21 protein-coding genes are annotated in these 17,375 nt (G+C 61.6%); 13 read left to right on the forward strand and 8 right to left on the reverse strand.

What is annotated here, in order from left to right; all coding sequences use genetic code 11:
- Positions 1 to 57: 57 nt before the first annotated feature.
- From fliK to HP556_RS21205, 5 genes are all read left to right on the forward strand, one after another.
- Positions 58 to 1,794 carry a flagellar hook-length control protein FliK gene (gene fliK, locus HP556_RS21185; protein WP_175368428.1) on the forward strand — a complete coding sequence of 579 codons (1,737 nt, stop codon included), beginning with the start codon at positions 58 to 60 and terminating at the stop codon, positions 1,792 to 1,794.
- A complete protein-coding gene (locus HP556_RS21190) occupies positions 1,791 to 2,057 on the forward strand; it encodes an EscU/YscU/HrcU family type III secretion system export apparatus switch protein (RefSeq protein ID WP_093761235.1) in 267 nt (88 codons plus the stop codon). Before fliK ends, HP556_RS21190 begins: the two co-directional genes overlap by 4 nt.
- Before the next feature lie 238 nt (positions 2,058 to 2,295).
- Positions 2,296 to 2,745: a hypothetical protein gene (locus tag HP556_RS21195; protein ID WP_320444588.1), complete on the forward strand. Its 450-nt coding sequence runs from the start codon at positions 2,296 to 2,298 to the stop codon at positions 2,743 to 2,745.
- Positions 2,738 to 3,967 carry an HlyD family secretion protein gene (locus HP556_RS21200; RefSeq protein WP_175368429.1) on the forward strand — a complete coding sequence of 410 codons (1,230 nt, stop codon included), beginning with the start codon at positions 2,738 to 2,740 and terminating at the stop codon, positions 3,965 to 3,967. Before HP556_RS21195 ends, HP556_RS21200 begins: the two co-directional genes overlap by 8 nt.
- Before the next feature lie 112 nt (positions 3,968 to 4,079).
- Positions 4,080 to 4,751 carry a carboxymuconolactone decarboxylase family protein gene (locus tag HP556_RS21205; RefSeq protein WP_175368430.1) on the forward strand — a complete coding sequence of 224 codons (672 nt, stop codon included), beginning with the start codon at positions 4,080 to 4,082 and terminating at the stop codon, positions 4,749 to 4,751.
- A 9-nt stretch (positions 4,752 to 4,760) separates the two neighbouring features.
- On the opposite strand, the gene HP556_RS21210 is transcribed toward HP556_RS21205, so the two are convergent.
- Positions 4,761 to 5,219 carry a DUF4260 domain-containing protein gene (locus HP556_RS21210; protein ID WP_175368431.1) on the reverse strand — a complete coding sequence of 153 codons (459 nt, stop codon included), beginning with the start codon at positions 5,217 to 5,219 and terminating at the stop codon, positions 4,761 to 4,763.
- A gap of 178 nt (positions 5,220 to 5,397) precedes the next feature.
- Here HP556_RS21210 and HP556_RS21215 point away from each other — a divergent pair, with 178 nt between their 5' ends.
- From HP556_RS21215 to HP556_RS21230, 4 genes are all read left to right on the forward strand, one after another.
- Positions 5,398 to 6,930, forward strand: coding sequence for an acyl-CoA carboxylase subunit beta (locus tag HP556_RS21215; RefSeq protein WP_089268193.1), 1,533 nt, complete (start codon positions 5,398 to 5,400; stop codon positions 6,928 to 6,930).
- A gap of 55 nt (positions 6,931 to 6,985) precedes the next feature.
- Positions 6,986 to 7,744 carry a hypothetical protein gene (locus tag HP556_RS21220; protein WP_175368432.1) on the forward strand — a complete coding sequence of 253 codons (759 nt, stop codon included), beginning with the start codon at positions 6,986 to 6,988 and terminating at the stop codon, positions 7,742 to 7,744.
- 169 nt (positions 7,745 to 7,913) lie between these two features.
- Positions 7,914 to 8,570 carry an alpha/beta hydrolase gene (locus HP556_RS21225; protein ID WP_420878689.1) on the forward strand — a complete coding sequence of 219 codons (657 nt, stop codon included), beginning with the start codon at positions 7,914 to 7,916 and terminating at the stop codon, positions 8,568 to 8,570.
- 99 nt (positions 8,571 to 8,669) lie between these two features.
- Entirely contained in the window at positions 8,670 to 8,981 is a 312-nt protein-coding gene (locus tag HP556_RS21230; protein WP_175368434.1) for a hypothetical protein, read from the forward strand.
- A gap of 23 nt (positions 8,982 to 9,004) precedes the next feature.
- Here HP556_RS21230 and HP556_RS21235 read toward each other — a convergent pair whose 3' ends face one another.
- Positions 9,005 to 9,274 (reverse strand): hypothetical protein, encoded by a 270-nt coding sequence (locus tag HP556_RS21235; RefSeq protein ID WP_139212566.1) that lies wholly within the window; start codon positions 9,272 to 9,274, stop codon positions 9,005 to 9,007.
- 122 nt (positions 9,275 to 9,396) lie between these two features.
- Between HP556_RS21235 and HP556_RS21240 the strand changes: the two genes are divergently transcribed.
- Positions 9,397 to 10,029, forward strand: coding sequence for a trimeric intracellular cation channel family protein (locus HP556_RS21240; protein WP_175368435.1), 633 nt, complete (start codon positions 9,397 to 9,399; stop codon positions 10,027 to 10,029).
- 9 nt (positions 10,030 to 10,038) lie between these two features.
- Here HP556_RS21240 and HP556_RS21245 read toward each other — a convergent pair whose 3' ends face one another.
- The 4 genes from HP556_RS21245 to HP556_RS21260 form a co-directional block, all read right to left on the reverse strand.
- On the reverse strand, positions 10,039 to 11,283 hold the full coding sequence (locus HP556_RS21245; RefSeq protein ID WP_175368436.1) for a glycerophosphodiester phosphodiesterase family protein: 1,245 nt from the start codon (positions 11,281 to 11,283) through the stop codon (positions 10,039 to 10,041).
- 120 nt (positions 11,284 to 11,403) lie between these two features.
- Positions 11,404 to 11,664, reverse strand: a complete 261-nt coding sequence (locus HP556_RS21250; protein ID WP_089268198.1) for a GCG_CRPN prefix-to-repeats domain-containing protein — start codon at positions 11,662 to 11,664, stop codon at positions 11,404 to 11,406.
- 187 nt (positions 11,665 to 11,851) lie between these two features.
- On the reverse strand, positions 11,852 to 12,859 hold the full coding sequence (locus tag HP556_RS21255; protein ID WP_175368437.1) for an alpha/beta fold hydrolase: 1,008 nt from the start codon (positions 12,857 to 12,859) through the stop codon (positions 11,852 to 11,854).
- Between the two features lie 72 nt (positions 12,860 to 12,931).
- Entirely contained in the window at positions 12,932 to 13,645 is a 714-nt protein-coding gene (locus tag HP556_RS21260; protein WP_175368438.1) for an ArsR/SmtB family transcription factor, read from the reverse strand.
- A 70-nt stretch (positions 13,646 to 13,715) separates the two neighbouring features.
- Here HP556_RS21260 and HP556_RS21265 point away from each other — a divergent pair, with 70 nt between their 5' ends.
- A complete protein-coding gene (locus HP556_RS21265; RefSeq protein ID WP_093761259.1) occupies positions 13,716 to 14,024 on the forward strand; it encodes an NIPSNAP family protein in 309 nt (102 codons plus the stop codon).
- Positions 14,025 to 14,083: 59 nt separating this feature from the next.
- Here HP556_RS21265 and HP556_RS21270 read toward each other — a convergent pair whose 3' ends face one another.
- Positions 14,084 to 14,545, reverse strand: coding sequence for a hypothetical protein (locus HP556_RS21270; protein ID WP_175368439.1), 462 nt, complete (start codon positions 14,543 to 14,545; stop codon positions 14,084 to 14,086).
- Between the two features lie 78 nt (positions 14,546 to 14,623).
- Between HP556_RS21270 and HP556_RS21275 the strand changes: the two genes are divergently transcribed.
- On the forward strand, positions 14,624 to 15,427 hold the full coding sequence (locus HP556_RS21275) for a formyltransferase family protein (protein WP_246297844.1): 804 nt from the start codon (positions 14,624 to 14,626) through the stop codon (positions 15,425 to 15,427).
- Here HP556_RS21275 and HP556_RS21280 read toward each other — a convergent pair.
- Positions 15,424 to 15,675, reverse strand: a complete 252-nt coding sequence (locus tag HP556_RS21280; RefSeq protein ID WP_175368440.1) for a hypothetical protein — start codon at positions 15,673 to 15,675, stop codon at positions 15,424 to 15,426. The genes HP556_RS21275 and HP556_RS21280 overlap by 4 nt on opposite strands.
- Positions 15,676 to 15,885: 210 nt before the next feature.
- Between HP556_RS21280 and HP556_RS21285 the strand changes: the two genes are divergently transcribed.
- Positions 15,886 to 17,373 carry an RAD55 family ATPase gene (locus HP556_RS21285; protein ID WP_175368441.1) on the forward strand — a complete coding sequence of 496 codons (1,488 nt, stop codon included), beginning with the start codon at positions 15,886 to 15,888 and terminating at the stop codon, positions 17,371 to 17,373.
- Positions 17,374 to 17,375 lie beyond the last annotated feature (2 nt).

A 17,375-nucleotide genomic window follows, 5' to 3' on the forward strand; every position in this document is an offset into this window, starting at 1 on the left:
TCGGAAGTTAACGACCGTTAACTAGCGTAGCTGCACCATTGTCCGGTGCCGCTCACCATGCCGACTCCCGTCAATTCGATCTTACCGGTTGTCTCCGCGCAGGGCGTGGCGAGCGAAGTCGCGTTTCAGCCCGGCAGCGTGATTGCCGGCCGCGTGCTGTCGGTCTCGCCAGACAATCAGGTCCGTATCGCCATCGGGCACAGCACGATCGACGTGCAATCGCAGGTGCCGTTGCAGGCCGGGCAGGTGCTGCAATTCGCAGTGTCGAAGACGGACAACGGCAACGTCCAGCTTGCCATCGTGACGCCGCAGACTGCGGGTGCAGGGCAGGCGGGCGGCGTGTCCTCCGGCAACGTGACCCTCGCGCCGGATTTGCCAATCAATCTCGCCAATGCCATCGCGACCTCCAAGATCCAGCTGACATCGCTGGAAGCACAGGCGGTCTCCACCGCCACGCAAAGCGCCGTGACGCAGCAGGCGAGCCTTGCCACGCTGTTTGCCAATCTCGGAGCCGCCACCTCGCTGAAGGGGTTGCCGCAGCAGTTGCAGCAGGCGGTCGCGCAGGTGCTGGCGCAACGTCCGCCGCTCGACGCCCAGCTCACCGGCGAGGAAGTCAAATCGGCGTTCCAGAATTCCGGCCTGTTTCTGGAATCATCGCTGGCCAAGGGATCGCTGCCGCAAGGCGGGCTGCCCGATATGAAGGCGGCATTGATTGTGTTGCGCCAGGCGTTGGCGACGACGCTCGCCACCGCGAGTCCGACCCAGAGCACAACGCCAGCGACGGCGAATGCAGCGACGCCGGTCGCTACGCCGGAGCAGCCAGCATCGACATTGGCAAACGCGCTCCCCAATGCAGCGGCGCAGATCACGACACAGCAGGCGCAGGCCGCTGCAGCGACAATGGTCATGCTGCCCAAGACGGGCATCAAGAACGATCCGCTGCAGCAGGCTGGACTTCTCGCCGCAGACGAGCCCGTGCTCGATGTTGTGGCTCAGACCGCACCGGCCGTGGCAAAAGCTCCCGAAGCGGCTGCACGCTTGGCTATCAATGGCGCAGCGCTCAACCTGCTTCGGGAAGCGCTGCAGACGGCTCCGAAGGGCATGGGAAGCGCAGCATCGCTGGTGTTCGACGACAGCATGATGATGGATCTGCTGCCCGCTACGAAGGCGCCAGCGGGCCAGCCGGGTGCCGAAACGAACATCGCGCGCAACACCCTTCCGCCGCCGCCGTTACGCGGCGGGCTGCCGACGGCACAGCCGATGGCTTTGCCGACACTCCCGGCAAATGCGCCGCTGGGCACCACCGTGCATCATCTGCTCGCGGATACCGATGCGGCGCTGGCGCGCCAGACCCTGCTGCAGGTGGCATCCTTGCCGGATCGTGCGGACGGTCTTGCAGCGCCGCGGCTCGATCAGGCATCGCCGCGCTGGAGTTTTGAAATTCCGTTTGCTGTACCGAACGGCACCGCCATGGCGCAGTTCGAGATTTCGCGTGATGGCGGCAATGGCAGCGAGGCTGAAGCGGCCAAGCAAGTCTGGCGTGCGCGCTTTTCACTCGATGTTGAGCCCGCCGGCCCGGTTCATGCGCTGGTCTCGCTGACCGGCGACAAGACGTCGGTGCGGATGTGGGCCGAGCGTCCGGCGACAGCGCTGCAATTGCAGGCCGGTACGGCGCAGCTCAATCAGGCGCTGATCCGCGCCAATCTGCAGCCGGGCGACATCGTGGTCCGCGAGGGTGCACCGATGCAGCCCGCGCCGGCATCGGCGGGGCATTTTCTGGATCGCGCGCTATGATCGTGCAGCCCAAAAGATCGCTCGCCGTCGCGCTGCATTACGACAAGACCGGCGCGCCTGTTGTCACCGCGAAAGGCAAGGGCGCGATCGGTGAGAAGATCATCGAGGTCGCCAAGGCCCACGATATTCCCATCGAGGAAAATGAGGTACTCGCCGGGGCACTCTCGAATGTCGAAATAGGTGATGAGATTCCAGCCGAGCTCTACAAGGCTGTCGCGGAAGTGCTGGTCTTCGTGCTCAGGCTGTCGGGCCGCGCACACTAGCCTCGTCATTCGGCCGCGATACATGTCAGATCGTTGAACTGTTCTGCGCTGACCTTTCGAGGCTGGTGATCTCGCATCCGCGAGCTATCAACCCTCAGTCCGCCCGGCATGAATGTAGATTTGTTGCAGCGCATTTCCTGTCGCGCACAAGCTGATGCTTGCCAAGTTCCAGCTTTGTGCAACTATGAAACCCGGGAGAGGCTAGTGCTCGCCTGACGCTGTTGGAATGGGGGATCACGTGAGTGAGACGCTGCATCCGAACGCTCCGCATCATCTGCCTGGCTTCATTACCGCTCCCGGCGAGACTGACACGCTCATGGTTGTGGTCGGAATCGTTCTGATCGGCTCCATCATGATGGTCGGCAATCTGTATCTGCGCTTGCACAGCATGCCGGAGCGCATGGCGCACAAGTCGCAGAAGCTGCAGTTTGAAATCGTGGCCGTGTTGGGTTTGATCGCGTTGTTCACCCACAACCATCTGTTCTGGATAATCGGGCTGTTGCTGGCGATGATCGATCTGCCGGATTTCAGCACGCCGCTGCGCAGTATCGCAGGATCGGTGCGGAAGATTGCCGACGGCGATGCTACCAGCGAAACCACCGAGCTGTCCGGTGAACCACCACCGCTCCCTGTCACGGCAGAAACATCGAGCCGTCCCGGCGAAGCCGGAGGGCACGGTCATGCTTGAACTTCTCCTCTGCTCGCTGCTGACGGTTTTTCCGGACTATCTCTATCGCCGCTACGCACAAGGCAAGCGCCTGGGCCGGGAGATCACGTTCTATTCGGTGTGGTTCGAACTCAGATGGGGAATCACGGCCTGCGTGATGCTGACGGTCGCTCTGATCACGGTGATCTTCTATTTTCATCCATCGACGACAAGTGCGACCTTGTTCTATCGGACCGTGCCGATCCTGCCCGAGGTCAATGGACGGGTGGCGGAGGTGCACGTTCAGTTCAGCGCGCCGGTCAGGAAGGGCGATGTGATATTTCGTCTCGACAACGCCAAGCAGGAAGCGTCGATGGAGACCGCGCGGCGCAAGATTGCCGAGGTCGATGCCGCCATGCTGGCAGCGCAGGCCGATATTCTGAAGGCCGAAGGGCAGGCGCAGGAGGCCAAGGGTTCCTATCAGCAGACCTCGGACGAACTCGATACCAAGCGTGAGTTGCAGAAGCGCAATCCCGGCATGGTGCCGCAACGCGACATCGAAAAACTCGAGGTGCTGCTGACCGGCCGCCAGGGGGCGCTTGATGCGGCCATGGCCGCGCGACAATCCGCGATGACGCGTATCTCCGCGCTGCTGCCGGCGGAGAAGGCCAGCGCGCAGGCGGCACTCGCGGAGGCGCAAGTCGATCTCGACAAGACGTTCATTCGCGCAGGCGTGGACGGGCGCGTCGAGCAGTTCACGCTTCGCGTTGGCGATGTCGTCAATCCCGTCATGCGATCGGCGGGCATTCTCATTCCGGAGAATGCGGGCCGCGTGCTCTCTGCAGGATTCGGGCAAATCGAAGCGCAGGTGATGAAGGTGGGCATGGTTGCCGAGGCGACCTGTATTTCGAAGCCGTGGATCGTCATCCCGATGGTAGTGACCGGCGTCCAGAACTATATCGCGGCCGGTCAGTTTCGCGGCGGCGAGCAGTTGGTGGAAGCGCAGCAAGTCCGCGCGCCGGGTACCATCCTCACATTCCTGGAGCCAATCTATCAGGGCGGTCTCGACGGCGTGACGCCTGGCAGCAGTTGTATCGTCAATGCCTATACCAGCAATCATGATGCCATCGCTGCGAAGGGGATCGGTTCTTTCAAGTGGCTGGCGCTTCATGCCGTCGATGCCGTTGGGGTTGTCCACGCGATGTTGCTGCGGATCCAGGCGTTGTTGCTTCCTGTCAAGACGCTGGTGATGAGCGGTCACTGAGCTCCGCGCGGTCTGCGGGGCGAGGCGATCGTTCTGGGACGCTCCGGAACTGGCGCTGTCATGCCCGTTGAACTAGCCTTCGTGAACAAGAAAAAAGCTCACGGAGGAAATCATGAAGTCCCCATCGCTCTGGATGTCGTCCATCGGACTGTCGTCGCTCGCGCTTGCGGCGGTCAGCGGCTGGTTTGCCGCCACCATGTTTGCCCAGCCTGCCACCAGCAAGGAGCCGCGCTTTCCGCAGCTCACCATGGATCAGCTCGACGCCAGGCAGAAGCCGCTCGGCGAGCAGGTGATGAAGGTCTCGAGCGTGGGTCTCGCCGGTCCCTATAATCCGATGATGCGCAGCCCGGTGCTCGGGCAAAAGCTGTTCGATCTGTTCGCCTATCTGCGCTGGGACACGTCCGTTCCGGTCAAGCTCAACGAATTCGCGATCATCATCATCGGGCGGCAATGGCGCTCGCAGGTCGAATGGTTCGCGCATGCGCCACTCGCGCAGAAAGCGGGATTGTCGCCGGAGATCATCGCCGATCTCAAGGCCAACAAGCGGCCCGCCAACATGGCTGAGGACGAGGCGACGGTGTACGACTTCGTCACCGAGCTGACGAACACGCACAAGGTCTCCGACGCGACCTATGCGCGCGCCAAGAAGATCTTCAACGATCAGCAGATCGTCGATCTCACGGCCGTGGCCGGCAACTACGTGATGGTGGCGATGTTGCTGGCGATGGCGGAAGAGAGCACGCCGCCCGGCAAGGAGGCGCCGTTCAAGCCCGGCGAGCCGTGAGGCCGCGCGTCAGGCAGCCTTGATCGGGTTGCCGGTGGTCGGGTTTTCCGCCGTGGCCGGTGCGGTCGCATCCTTGCCGATGCGGCCGAGATGCGTGAAGCGGAAACCGGCGTCGTATTTGAGGCCGTAGCCAAGCGCGCGATCGAAGCCGATATGGGCGAACCAGACCAGTGCGATCGAACCGGCGATTGGCTCTGCGGTGGCGATACCGGCGAGCGCGAGCAGCAGCGGCGCGATGGTCGCATGCACCAGATTATAGACCCCTGCGCCGATCCGTGGGCCGGCCAGATAGGCCAGCATGCTGAGGTCCGGGACGAAGAAAAACAGGGCATAGATCTGCCAGGGCCCACCCGATATCCAGTAGAACAGCGTCATTCCGACAAACAGCGCCACGCCTTCCCAGCGCAGCAGGTCACGCACGCCACCCGTGGCTGCGCCACTATTTTCATTGATCACGATATTGGTCATCCGGCGCTCTCCCTTGTCTGACCCGATATAGGCAGGATCGTCGCCGGCGCCATGCGATTTTGGGGGATTCAACCCTTCCTGATGGGCGTTTCCACCGCCGAAAACCCCATGCTAGAACCTCGCCCAAACCCTGCGGCTGCCGCGGGCGATAACACGTGACATTGACGGGCTGGAGCACATGAAAGACATCCTGGACACCCTCGAAGCGCGTCGTGCAGGCGCCAAACTGGGCGGCGGCGAGACGCGCATCGAGTCGCAGCACAGCAAGGGCAAGCTGACCGCCCGCGAGCGCATCGAGCTTTTGCTCGACAAGGGGTCCTTCGAGGAATTCGACATGTTCGTCGAACACCGCTCCGTGGAATTTGGCATGGAAAAGTCCAAGATTCCCGGTGACGGCGTCGTCACTGGCTGGGGCACCGTCAACGGCCGCAAGACCTTCGTCTTCGCCAAGGATTTTACCGTGTTCGGTGGCTCGCTGTCCGAGACCCACGCGCTCAAGATCACCAAGCTGCAGGACATGGCGATGAAGGCGCGGGCGCCGATCATCGGCCTCTATGACGCCGGTGGCGCGCGCATCCAGGAAGGCGTCGCAGCCCTTGCGGGTTATTCCTATGTGTTCCGCCGCAACGTCCAAGCATCCGGCGTGATCCCGCAGATCTCCGTCATCATGGGACCCTGCGCCGGCGGTGACGTCTATTCGCCGGCCATGACCGACTTCATCTTCATGGTGAAGAACACCAGCTATATGTTCGTCACCGGTCCCGACGTGGTGAAGACCGTGACCAACGAGGTGGTCACCGCCGAAGAACTCGGCGGCGCCAGCGTGCATGCGACGAAATCCTCGATCGCCGACGGCGCGTTCGAGAACGACGTCGAGACGCTCTTGCAGATGCGCCGGCTGATCGACTTCTTGCCGGCCAACAACACCGAAGGCGTGCCGGAATGGCCGAGCTTCGACGACATCGAGCGCCAAGACCTGTCGCTCGACACGCTGATCCCCGACAATCCGAACAAGCCCTACGACATGAAGGAGCTGATCCTGAAAGTCGTGGACGAGGGCGATTTCTTCGAGATCGCCGAGACCTTCGCCAAGAACATCGTCACTGGCTTCGGTCGCATTGCCGGCAAGACAGTGGGCTTCGTCGCCAACCAGCCGATGGTGCTGGCCGGCGTGCTCGACAGTGACGCTTCGCGCAAGGCGGCGCGTTTCGTGCGCTTCTGCGACGCCTTCAATATTCCGATCGTGACTTTCGTCGACGTGCCAGGCTTCCTGCCGGGCACCGCGCAGGAATATGGTGGCCTCATCAAGCACGGCGCCAAGCTGCTGTTCGCCTACAGCCAATGCACCGTCCCCCTGGTGACCGTGATCACCCGCAAGGCCTATGGCGGCGCCTTCGACGTGATGGCCTCGAAGGAAATCGGCGCCGACATGAACTATGCTTGGCCGACGGCACAGATCGCCGTCATGGGCGCCAAGGGCGCCGTGGAAATCATCTTCCGTCAGGATATCGGCGACGCCGACAAGATCGCCGCGCGCACCAAGGAATATGAAGACCGCTTCCTGTCGCCCTTCGTCGCCGCCGAGCGCGGCTATATCGACGACGTGATCATGCCGCACTCCACCCGCAAGCGCATCGCCCGCGCGCTGGCGATGCTGAAGGACAAGCATCTGGAAGTGCCGATGAAGAAGCACGACAACATGCCGTTGTAGAGGGACACATCTTAGTTCGCGACAATAAGGCGAGTGGGTTACAAGGGCGGGGCAAGTGAAGCATATCGAAAAGCTCAATCCTTCTACACCTTCAGAGGTGGCCATTCAGAAGATTGGCTTGCTTGTAGTTAAAGCCGGTCTTTCGTCGATTCCGCTTGCTTCACTTGCGCTTGATTTTGGACAGGTATTCGTTGACGCCGCAAATGAGCGTGCAAAGGCATCCGTCAATCTGGCAAATCAGAAAATTACGCTACGGTTTCTTGAAGAACTGGCTGGTCGTGTCGAACAACTTGAGTCGATGACGAACTCGCCGTTCAGTTCTGATGGAACACACCAAATCGCGGCTGATTCGGCTCTACGCAGTCTGGTTTCGGAGACAAATGAAAGGGTTGCTGAGATACTTGCCCGAGCTGTCGCTTTGCTGGCTAACATGCCGCGACATGCGATCTACAAAGCTCAATGTGCAAGGGTGATTTCCGAACTCACAGAGCCAATGCTCCATGCAATTCAGACCAATGATCGTATTCATCGAAATCTTCTAGCGGTGGATGAACTCAAGATCTGTTCGCGGTTTGAAGAAAAATCGCAACAGGTTGCAGCGCTGCTCAATTCTACAATGGTATTGCCTGATTGGGATCCGGTTATGCGCCGCATCATGGATATTGGTCTGATTGATCAGATTATTGATGCTGGCCACTTTGGCGATGATACCCCGATGGTGCAGACTGCGCCAACAACTGAATATGGGCGCGTAATTATCAATCTCTGCTTTGAGGATGTTGCGATACCGCAGTTCGGTACTTTTGCGATTTAGCCGGTAGCCCACGTGAGTGCAGCGATACGCGGATATTTCAGAAAATGTCGGATGTCGCTTCACTCATCCGGGCTACAGTGGCCGGAACAATGAGCAGACCGCATCGGGGGGGGCGTCCATGATGAAATATCGGCTCTTGATTGGCTGTGCCGCCGCGGTGCTTACACTAATGGACGTGAATGGCACGTCGGCGCAGGCCGACGAAACCGTCACCATCGGTGGCTCCCGCGCCGTGCTCATCAAGCCCGCATCGCCGCGCGCGAGCGTGATCCTGATGCCGGGCGGCAGTGGGGCGATCAGTCCGGGCGAGCACGGTGAGATCAACGGGCTGAAGGGCAACCAACTGGTGCGCACGCGCAGCGCCTATGCCGCGCGTGGGCTTGCGGTGCTGGTGATGGATGCCGGCACCGATCTCTCCAGCGCAGTGCAATACATGGCCGCGATCAAGCGTCCGGTGACGGTGGTGGCCACCAGCCGTGGCACGCAGCGTGCCGCCGAGGGTATCGCGCGCGGTGCGCGGCCGGATGCGCTGGTGCTGACCTCGGGCTTTCTCAGTGCGGAGTCGGGTGGCGGCAGCAATGTCATGTCGATCATCGGCTCGCCCTCGGCATTGCCGCGCACGCTGGTCATCCATCATCGCAATGACGGCTGCAAGTTTACCGCGCCGGCCGGCGTCGATCCCTTCGTCAAATGGTCGGCCGGGCGCGCCCGCGTGGCGTGGCTGAGCGGCGGACGCAACGAAGGCGATCCGTGCGAGGCGCGGGGATATCATGGTTTCAACGGCCTCGATGGTCAGGTCGTCGGACTGGCCGCAGGCTTTCGATAACGGCGAGATGCCGAATGTGTGAGTTCCCACGCACATTCAGTTTCCATTCATGCCGCTGGTCCGATCCTGATGCTCTCACGGATATCAGGAGGGATCGCGATGGAACGCCGTCATTTTCTGAAGATCGCCTTCGGCTTTGCCGCGGGCGTCGGCTTGGCCGCTCAGGCCATCACGCAGGCTCAGGCCGCGCCGCTGCTGCCGGCCAATCCGCTCGATAACCACAAACCGGACACAGAACCTCAAGCCGCGGTGGCGTCGCAGGACGACGTCGATCGTCTCCAGCCTGAGCAAGTCCAGTGGCGTCGCCGCGGCTGGCGTCGGCGTCGTTTCTGGGGTTATCGCCGCCGGCATTGGGGCTGGCGTCGCCGTTATCGGGTCCGTCGTCGGTACTGGCGCCGCCGGTACTGGTAGGGCAAGCCCGTTTGTGCTGACGCTCAGTCTCTCCAGGGCGTCAGCGGTTTGGTCTGGCCGGGTTCAATGCCGCTCAGGTGGCGACGCACGTTGTCATAGCTGCGATCGCCGGGGGCAAAGGTCTGCGAGCCGTCAGCCGGTTTGCCGTCCACCGTGCGGGTGAAATGCAGCACCAGGCTGTCATCGGCATTCATAGTGGCGCTGCCGTAATAGGGCATCGACAGCCGCGCGTCCTCCGCCATGGCCGCGCCAGCCATGAGCAGAATGGGGAGGGTGAGAAACAGACGGGTCATGACACCTCCTGCTGTGAGGTTGTGATGGAGGCTCAGGAAGATGGCGGGGATTTGTCCGCCGCCGGTCACCGCATGCACGGATTTGTGTTACAGGTCGCCGTCATCCGCTACCGACGAGTCCCATGCCCCATACCGAAGCCCTGCTGTTTCCGCTCGCCATGATCGCGCTCGTTGCCGAGGCGATGACGGCTGCGCTGGCGGCCGGGCGGCGCAAGATGGACTGGCTCGGCGTCGCCATGCTCGGTTGCATCACTGCACTGGGCGGTGGTTCGGTGCGCGACATGCTGCTCGGGCACTACCCGCTGTGGTGGGTGAAGAGCCCGTATCTCCTGCTGCTGACCGGCGGCGCTGCGCTGCTGACCATCGGGCTCGCACGGGTCGTGCATCGTTTTCACGCGCTGTTTCTGGTGCTCGATGCCATCGGCCTCGTGGTCTTCACCATCATGGGCTGCAACATCGCCCTCGCCATGGATCAGCCGCTGCTGATCGTTGTGGTGGCCGGCATGATCACCGGCTGCGTCGGCGGCGTTATTCGCGATGTGCTGTGCAACGACGTGCCGCTGCTGTTTCGCGCCGAGCTCTATGCCAGCGTGTCGATCGTCACGGGGCTTCTGTATATCGGCGGCATTAAATACGGATTCAGTCCCGATCTGGTGACGCTCGTTGCGGCCGTGACCGGACTGGCGTTCCGCCTGCTGGCAATCCGGCTGAAGCTGGAAATGCCGAAATTCGTCTATGACAGCGACGCCAAATAGCGCTCTGCGTCAGCGCAGCCCCATGCAGCTCGCATAGAACGTGGTCGTCGCCGGCCAGTCGGAAAACACACCGCGCACGCCGACGTCTTTCGCCAGGACATCGAGCACCGTTAGCGTGTCGCCGTCGCGGTCGATGGCGGGTTTGACCGAGCGATGGAAAAAACCGCCGCCGTTTGCGAGCGGCCCGTCGCGCTCCAGCGACCAGGTGATCAGATCGAGCCCGGCGTCGCGCGCTGCCTTGGCATAAGGGGAGGGCACGATCTTGTTGGTGCCATCAAGCGTCAGCAGCATGTAGATCGGCGGCGCGAGAATCTTGACGCCGGCAGCCTTGAGTTCGGCCATCGACGGTTTCCACGTTTCCGCGCGCATGTGATCGAAACCCGGTGTTTCATAGCGGCCGTCGAGATAGACCGCCTGCGCGCCGAATTCCGGCGCGGTGCGGATCCAGAACTTGATGTCGTTGAGATCAAAGCTCTGGGCAAATACGTCGCCAGGCGGAATGCCTGCGGCGCGATACTCGTCGAGCATCTGGGTCGCGTATTTCTCCTGGCTGTAATCGCCGTCGAACGGCATCGGCACCTCTGGAGCCTTCAGCTCCGGCGTGAATTTGGCGCCGAGGCTCTTGATCAGTGCGATGCTTTCCGCGTGGGTCATCAGCGTGCCCGAGCTGGCATAAAGGTCGGTGCGCCAGCGCGGCGTGCCGTTCTGATAATCAGCGATGGTCGTGGCAGAGGTGTTGGCGGCATCCATCTTCGCCGTCAGCGTCCTGAACTCCGACAGCGTGATGTCGCTGGTACAGCATTTCGCCGATGCCTTCTTGCCGGTGGCGGGATCGGCAGGGCTGAAAGGTTGCGTGCACTTGTTCGCCAGCGCCGGCACCGACAGGATGTTCGTTGTCGTGTGCAGGTCGCATTGCGAATGCCGGCAGACCAGTTGGCGATCCCTGGTGAACGTTACATCACATTCGATCACGCCTGCGCCCATGCGCGCCGCAGCGAGATAGGACTCCCTTGTATGTTCGGGAAATTGCAGCGGCGCGCCGCGATGGGCGATTGAGAAGTCGCTCCTGCGAAACGGCCCGGTGCAGGTGCTGAGCTTTGCCTTCAGCGGGCCGTCTTTCATCTTGTCGACAAGATAGAACGGCCGCGGGCCGAGCTGTGGCTCGGGCAGTGCGATGGTGTCGGCGCGGCCGGTCGTCAGCGATGAGAGGCCGAGCAGCCCGGCCAGTATGAGACGACGCAAAGCGCGCGACATGACGATCTCCAGAATAGCGAAGTGCCATTCTGTCATCTTCGTGTGACGGCTGTAACCGGCGCGTGGGCAACAAAAAACCCCGCCAGTGGCGGGGTCTTCGTCGTTAGGATTGTGCAGCGATCACCAGCGGCGGATGCAGCGGCCGTAGGGATTGCGGAAAAAGCCGGGGGGGCAGTAACCCGGGCCGCGCGGCGGCGGGCCGCGGAACATCGGGCGGCAACCGCCATAGGGACCACGGGCATAGCCGGGGCCGCAGCCCTGAGCGACCTGGATCACGCCTGCCGTGTCTGCAGCGCTCAGCGGAGCCAGAGGCATTGCGCTGGCGGCACCGATGCCCCCGACGCTAACGGCAAACAAGGCTGCCGCAAAGATCGTCTTCATTCGTGTTCTCCCTCGATGGTGCCGCGATGCGGCGCAGAGAATAATGATGGCATCGCATCACCCGCTGCAGGACTCTTACGGGCAAGAAAATTGCTGGGGATCAACGCTGCACAGCACGATTAAGCCGATTCGATCTGAATACAGCATGAATGTTTCGGGATATCCGCGTAGCAGGGCGCGGCAGTTGCTACTTCGCCGCGAGGAAGCCCAGCATCAATTCGTTGAATTTGGCCGGTGCATCGAGAAACACGATATGGCCCGCGTCCGGAAGCACCTCGGCCTTCGCGTTCGGCATCTTCGCCGCCAGCGCCTTGGCGAGATCGGCGTTCTGGCCCATCTTTGGCCGCAACGCTTCCGGCGCATTCGGCTTGCCCGGTGCGTTGTGATCGTCGGCGCCCATGATGAACAGGGTCGGCAGGGCGATCAGCGGAATTTCGTGGACCACGGGCTCGCGATAAATGAGCTGCGCCGAACTGACGAAGGCGCGCAGCCAGCGCGGATATTCCGGCGACCCCTTGATGTTGAAGCGCGCGTCGATGAAGGGCGTTACCTGGTCGGGCTGCATCTTCAGCGAATAGTTCACTTCGAGCTGTTTGCGGTAACCTTCCGCCGTCAGCTTGTCTTCGTTCTCCAGAATCTTTTCGGTTGGTGTCGGTGGCACAAAGAGCCGATAGTCCTCAAGTCCGATCGGCGCCGCGAGCAGCAGGTGATCGATGCGATCGGGATAAGCGCGCGCGATACGGACGCTCAACATGCCGCCGAGGGAATGCGCAACGATGTCGAATTTGGAAATTCCAAGGTGATCCATCAGCGCGACGGTGTTACGGGCGAGGGTGTCGAAATGCAGATCGCCTGATGGCTTCGACGATTTGCCGAAGCCGATCTGGTCGGGGACCACGACGCGGTAACCGGCCTCGTTCAATGTGCCGATCACCGGCGCCCAGTAGCTCGAAGGGAAGTTACGGCCGTGCAGCAGCACGACAGTGCGCCCGTTGGGCTTGGTCGATGGCACGTCCATATAGGCCATGCGCAGCTGCTCGCCGTCATTGACCAGCGGCAGCATGTTGACGGGGTAGGGATAGGGGAAACCTTCGAGACCGATACCATAGGGCTCGCGCGCTGCGGGAGGCTCAGCCGCCTGTGACGAAGTGAGCGGTAATGTGGCAATCAGCGCGGCGAGCAGCAGGCGGTTCATTGAGAAGACTCCGGGAGAAGAAAGGTCCGGCGCGGTTTCGGGCTGCATTGCGGCGAAGGTAAGCCGGCGTCTTCACGTTTTCCGGATGGCGTCGCCGGTGGTGCCGAACAATGCCTCGAAGCGCTTCTCGCCGCTGCGGGTGAAATGCACCACGCGGCTACCGGGCGAGGGGTCTCTAGCCGCCCATTTCATGGCAGTAAATGAGATCATGATGGCGGCGCCAAGTGTCCCGGCCAGATGGTGGCGGCGCTCGCTCCAGTCGAGGCAGGCCTTGCAGACCGGCCGGCGCGGATGAGTCAGCGTCGCCGGATCAATCCTCAATTCTTCAGCAACGAACCGGCTGCCCTGGGTCGTGAGTTCGATGACCCGCTCGGTCTGCCGGATCAGCTTTTGTGCCCGCATACTGTCGAGCATCTGCACGCCGAGATCGCCGGCGAGATGGTCGTAGCAAATCCGCGCGCGGCGCAATGCGGGTTCTTTCGGCCCGGTGCGAACGCGGAGATGGCCCGCACGGGCTGCCAGGCCGGCCAGACCTTCCAGCACACCGGCGACATCGGGGCCGGTGAGGCGATAATAGCGATGGCGCCCTTGTTTTTCCGGCTCGATCAGGCCACCGGCTTCGAGCTTGGAGAGGTGTGAGCTCGCGGTTGGCGCCGTAATCCCGGCTTCCTGGGCGAGCTCACTCGCGGTCAGCGCACGGCCTGTCATCAGCGCCGTCAGCATATTGGCGCGTGCAGGGTCGCCAACAAGTGCGGCGACCATGGCGATGTCGGGGCCTGCTTTCATACTTCGACGCTAATCAAAGTATTGCGGTCGAGCAAGCGGCTATATCCAGGCATCTGCAGAGGGAGCCGCCATGACGATCACTGTCTTCATTCGCTATCAGATCGATCCGTTCAAACGCACATTGTTCGAGGCCTATGCCAAGCGCTGGCTGACGATTATTCCCAAATGCGGTGGTGATCTGCAGGGCTATTGGATGCCGCATGAAGGAACGAACAACATCGCATTCGGCCTGATCTCGTTTCCAAGTCTCGCGGCCTATGAGGCCTACCGCGCCAGACTGCGCACTGACGCTGACGGCGTCGCGAATTTCGCGTCGGCCGAGGAGCACCAGTTCATCCTGGCGGAAGAGCGCACATTCCTGCGGCAGGTAACCGCATAGTCCACGCGCGACAAAGCCGCGGACACTGCTGTCCGCAGCTTTGTCTGCCCGTCGCGCCGTTACTTCGGCGCGCCGCCCTTCGAGCTGTCGATCTCGGTGCCGGTCGGAGCCGATTGCGGGGCTTGCGGTCGCGCAGGTGCCGCACCGGTGGTGAGACCGGGCTGATTGTTGGTCGGTGTCACGTCCCGCACGCCGGGAGCTACCGGCGGCTTCGAATAGGAATCCGCGACGTTGTTGGTTGGCGCCGGCGCCTTTGGCGTACTGTCCTGCGTCGCCGGGGCGGATTGGGATGCGGTCTTCGTCGCGTCGCCCGGATTCATCGATGTATTGTTCAGGCCGTAGAAGACGGCGCCGAGCAAGACCACAATGCCAAGTGCATAAATAGCCATGCGGCTACCACTGGCTGGCCCTTCCGCGAGTTCAGGATCGGCCTGCAGCTCATTGTCGAGCCGCGCAGGATTGCGGATGTCATCAGCGGGATTTGGACGATACGGATCATTGGGATTGGGAATGTTCGCCATGGGGTCCTCCTGTGCGGCAAGACAATCGTCAGATGAGGTGCATGTTCCAGAGATTGTGCCATTCCAGAGCCTCATCCTATGTGGCAATGCAGCGTGATCGGGTCTGCTCATCAGATGTTAAGGCCTGGCTGCGACGCTGAGGCGATTATTGATTCGCAGAAGCGCGTGGCAGCCCGAATGTTCGATACGATTATCCTCCTGACGGGTCCTGCTGAGCACTCGGTCTTCACAACTTTGCTCCGTGGTCACAATCCGGCCCTTACGGTCCTTCCTGTTTTCACAGCTGAAGATCTGGCGGCGATCGAGCCCGACTGGCTGCGCCGGGCGCGGATGATTTCGTTCACCACCGGCGTGATAGTCCCCGGCGCGGTGCTCGATCAGCTTGGCTTTGGCGCCTACAATTTCCATCCGGGTCCGCCGCAATATCCCGGCTGGGCCCCGGCACATTTTGCGCTCTACGATCATGCGACCGACTTCGGCTGCACGGTCCATCGCATGATTGCACGTGTCGATGCCGGACCGATCGTGGATGTCGAGGCGTTCCCAATTCCGGCGGATATCAGTGTCGCGGGTCTGGAAGAGATTGCCTATACGAAGCTGGTGCAGACTTTCTGGCGGATGGCACGCGTTCTGGCCACACAGCCGGAGCCGCTGATCGAGCGGGCGCTGCGCTGGGGCAGCACGCGTCACACACGTAAGGCCTATGAGCAGATCTGCGATATCCCGGTAAGCATTGAGAAAGACGAACTGCAGCATCGGGTCAAAGTCTTCGGCACAGACCATTTCGGTATCGTTCCGACCATCGGTCTGCATGGCTTCCAGTTTCGGGTCGTCGTGCCCGAGACTGAAAGCGCTATTGCGGACGAAGCTGCCGAAGCCTAGCGGTTAGCCGCGAAGCTCTGGTGCTGCGCGGGCGGGGTCGCTGACGTGTGTGTTTTGGACACTTTGCCGTTGAATTCATAGAGCAGGAAACTCAGCACCACGAGTAGCCCCACGCCGATGATGGCCTTGGTCGGCTTGTGATCATGCTCTTCGCCGCAATCCGGATGATAAGAACCGTCATTCGTCGGCACCATATCGCTGCCGGCGAGTTCAGGCTGCGACGTCCAGGTATTCAGCTTCTGATCCATTTCCGTCCTCCATGCCTGATGTTGTCAGGGTGACCGGACAGCAATGGCCCGTAAAGGCCGATGTTCCGTTTCGGGTGCGCTATTAGCGGGATGCTGCGTTGCTGAGAGGCAGCGTTTCGAAATATTTCTGAAAAAGCTTTGGAACCCATCGCTCCCCGACGCGTTCCAACATCTCACCGGCATAGGTGACACGTTAGGGGCAGTTTCGGAATGAGTGGCGATAACGGCCGGTTTGCAACCGGCGTACCGGGTCTCGATGCGATCCTGGGCGGGGGCGTTTTCGACGGCGGCATCTACATCATTCAGGGCGCCCCGGGCGCCGGAAAGACGATTTTGGGCAACCAGATCTGTTTCGCGCAGGCCGCGCAGGGGCGGAACGCGCTTTACATCACGCTGCTTGCCGAAAGCCACGCCCGCATGATCGGACACATGCGGCGGATGACCTTCTTCGATGAAGCAGCAATTCCCGACCGCATGTCCTATGTCGGCGCCTTCAAGACGCTGGAAGACGACGGGCTGCGCGGACTGCTGGACGTGGTCCGCCGCGAGGTTCGCACGCGCAAGGCCAGCATCCTCGTGCTCGATGGTCTCATCACCGTGCACGAAAAGGCGCGCTCCGAGCTTGAGCTGAAGAAGTTCATCCACGAATTGCAGACCCAGGCCGCCTTCAGCAACTGCACCATGTTCCTTCTGACCAGCGCCTTCGACGCCGATGCGCATCCGCCTGAGCATACGATGGTGGACGGTCTGATCGAGCTGCAGACCTCGTTGCACGGCCGCCGTGCCGAGCGTTCGCTGCAGGTCCATAAACTGCGTGGCACCTGGTTCATGGGCGGCAAGCACTCCTATCGCATCACCGAGAACGGCCACGCCATCTATCCGCGTATCGAGGCGCTGCTGGAGACACCGAGCGTTTGGGACAGCGCCGATGGTCCGATGGTCTCGGTCGGTATCGGCGGCGTCGACAAGATGCTCGGCGGCGGCGTCGATACGCATTCGGTGACCGTCGTGCTCGGACCTTCCGGGTCGGGCAAGACCACCGCAGGCCTCCAGTTCCTGACCGGCGGTCCCGCCAATGAACCGGCGATGCTGTTCGGGTTTCACGAGAATCCGATGGCGCTGCGGATCAAGGCCGACAGCCTCAAGCTGCCGCTGAAGGCGCGGGGCGAAAAGGTCACGCTGATGTGGCGCCCGCAGACAGAAGCGGTGCTCGACGAGGTCGCAACCGAGCTGCTCTCGACCATCAGGCAGAACGGCGTGCGCCGTCTGGTGATCGATGGCATCGAAGGCTTCTCGAAGCTCACCGACGAAAAGGAGCGCATCGGCTCTTTTTTGTCGGCGCTGTGCAACGAGTTGCGCGCACTCGGTGTTACCACGCTGGCGACGGCAGAAACCGATCACGCTGGCATGACACCCGGGCAGCCGCTCAAGGGTGTCAACCAGACGGGTCTCTCCGCGGTTGCTGAGAACATCATCGCGCTGCATCTCGCAGCCCTGCGCTCGGAAAACCATCGTCTGATGACCATTCTGAAATCGCGTGACCGCCGGACCGATATGCGCATGCGCCGCTTTGAAATTCTCGACGGCGGCATCGTTCTTGATGCCGATTTCCAGAGTGCGGAGCGCATCCTCAGGGACATTTCTAGTCAGGGACCTGCACCAACTCCATCGACGGATCTTAAGTTGACTGGAGAATAGCG

The organism is Tardiphaga robiniae (assembly GCF_013359755.1).
In the GTDB taxonomy this organism is placed as follows: Bacteria; Pseudomonadota; Alphaproteobacteria; order Rhizobiales; family Xanthobacteraceae; genus Tardiphaga; species Tardiphaga robiniae.

What these genes read in the sequence shown, in the direction of transcription:
- fliK (WP_175368428.1), top strand. Translation starts at nt 58, where the DNA reads ATGCCGACTCCCGTCAATTCGATCTTACCGGTTGTCTCCGCGCAGGGC.
- HP556_RS21190 (WP_093761235.1), top strand. Translation starts at nt 1,791, where the DNA reads ATGATCGTGCAGCCCAAAAGATCGCTCGCCGTCGCGCTGCATTACGAC.
- HP556_RS21200 (WP_175368429.1), top strand. Translation starts at nt 2,738, where the DNA reads ATGCTTGAACTTCTCCTCTGCTCGCTGCTGACGGTTTTTCCGGACTAT.
- HP556_RS21205 (WP_175368430.1), top strand. Translation starts at nt 4,080, where the DNA reads ATGAAGTCCCCATCGCTCTGGATGTCGTCCATCGGACTGTCGTCGCTC.
- HP556_RS21210 (WP_175368431.1), bottom strand. Translation starts at nt 5,219, where the DNA reads ATGACCAATATCGTGATCAATGAAAATAGTGGCGCAGCCACGGGTGGC.
- HP556_RS21215 (WP_089268193.1), top strand. Translation starts at nt 5,398, where the DNA reads ATGAAAGACATCCTGGACACCCTCGAAGCGCGTCGTGCAGGCGCCAAA.
- HP556_RS21225 (WP_420878689.1), top strand. Translation starts at nt 7,914, where the DNA reads ATGGACGTGAATGGCACGTCGGCGCAGGCCGACGAAACCGTCACCATC.
- HP556_RS21230 (WP_175368434.1), top strand. Translation starts at nt 8,670, where the DNA reads ATGGAACGCCGTCATTTTCTGAAGATCGCCTTCGGCTTTGCCGCGGGC.
- HP556_RS21235 (WP_139212566.1), bottom strand. Translation starts at nt 9,274, where the DNA reads ATGACCCGTCTGTTTCTCACCCTCCCCATTCTGCTCATGGCTGGCGCG.
- HP556_RS21240 (WP_175368435.1), top strand. Translation starts at nt 9,397, where the DNA reads ATGCCCCATACCGAAGCCCTGCTGTTTCCGCTCGCCATGATCGCGCTC.
- HP556_RS21245 (WP_175368436.1), bottom strand. Translation starts at nt 11,283, where the DNA reads ATGTCGCGCGCTTTGCGTCGTCTCATACTGGCCGGGCTGCTCGGCCTC.
- HP556_RS21250 (WP_089268198.1), bottom strand. Translation starts at nt 11,664, where the DNA reads ATGAAGACGATCTTTGCGGCAGCCTTGTTTGCCGTTAGCGTCGGGGGC.
- HP556_RS21255 (WP_175368437.1), bottom strand. Translation starts at nt 12,859, where the DNA reads ATGAACCGCCTGCTGCTCGCCGCGCTGATTGCCACATTACCGCTCACT.
- HP556_RS21260 (WP_175368438.1), bottom strand. Translation starts at nt 13,645, where the DNA reads ATGAAAGCAGGCCCCGACATCGCCATGGTCGCCGCACTTGTTGGCGAC.
- HP556_RS21265 (WP_093761259.1), top strand. Translation starts at nt 13,716, where the DNA reads ATGACGATCACTGTCTTCATTCGCTATCAGATCGATCCGTTCAAACGC.
- HP556_RS21270 (WP_175368439.1), bottom strand. Translation starts at nt 14,545, where the DNA reads ATGGCGAACATTCCCAATCCCAATGATCCGTATCGTCCAAATCCCGCT.
- HP556_RS21275 (WP_246297844.1), top strand. Translation starts at nt 14,624, where the DNA reads ATGTGGCAATGCAGCGTGATCGGGTCTGCTCATCAGATGTTAAGGCCT.
- HP556_RS21280 (WP_175368440.1), bottom strand. Translation starts at nt 15,675, where the DNA reads ATGGATCAGAAGCTGAATACCTGGACGTCGCAGCCTGAACTCGCCGGC.
- HP556_RS21285 (WP_175368441.1), top strand. Translation starts at nt 15,886, where the DNA reads ATGAGTGGCGATAACGGCCGGTTTGCAACCGGCGTACCGGGTCTCGAT.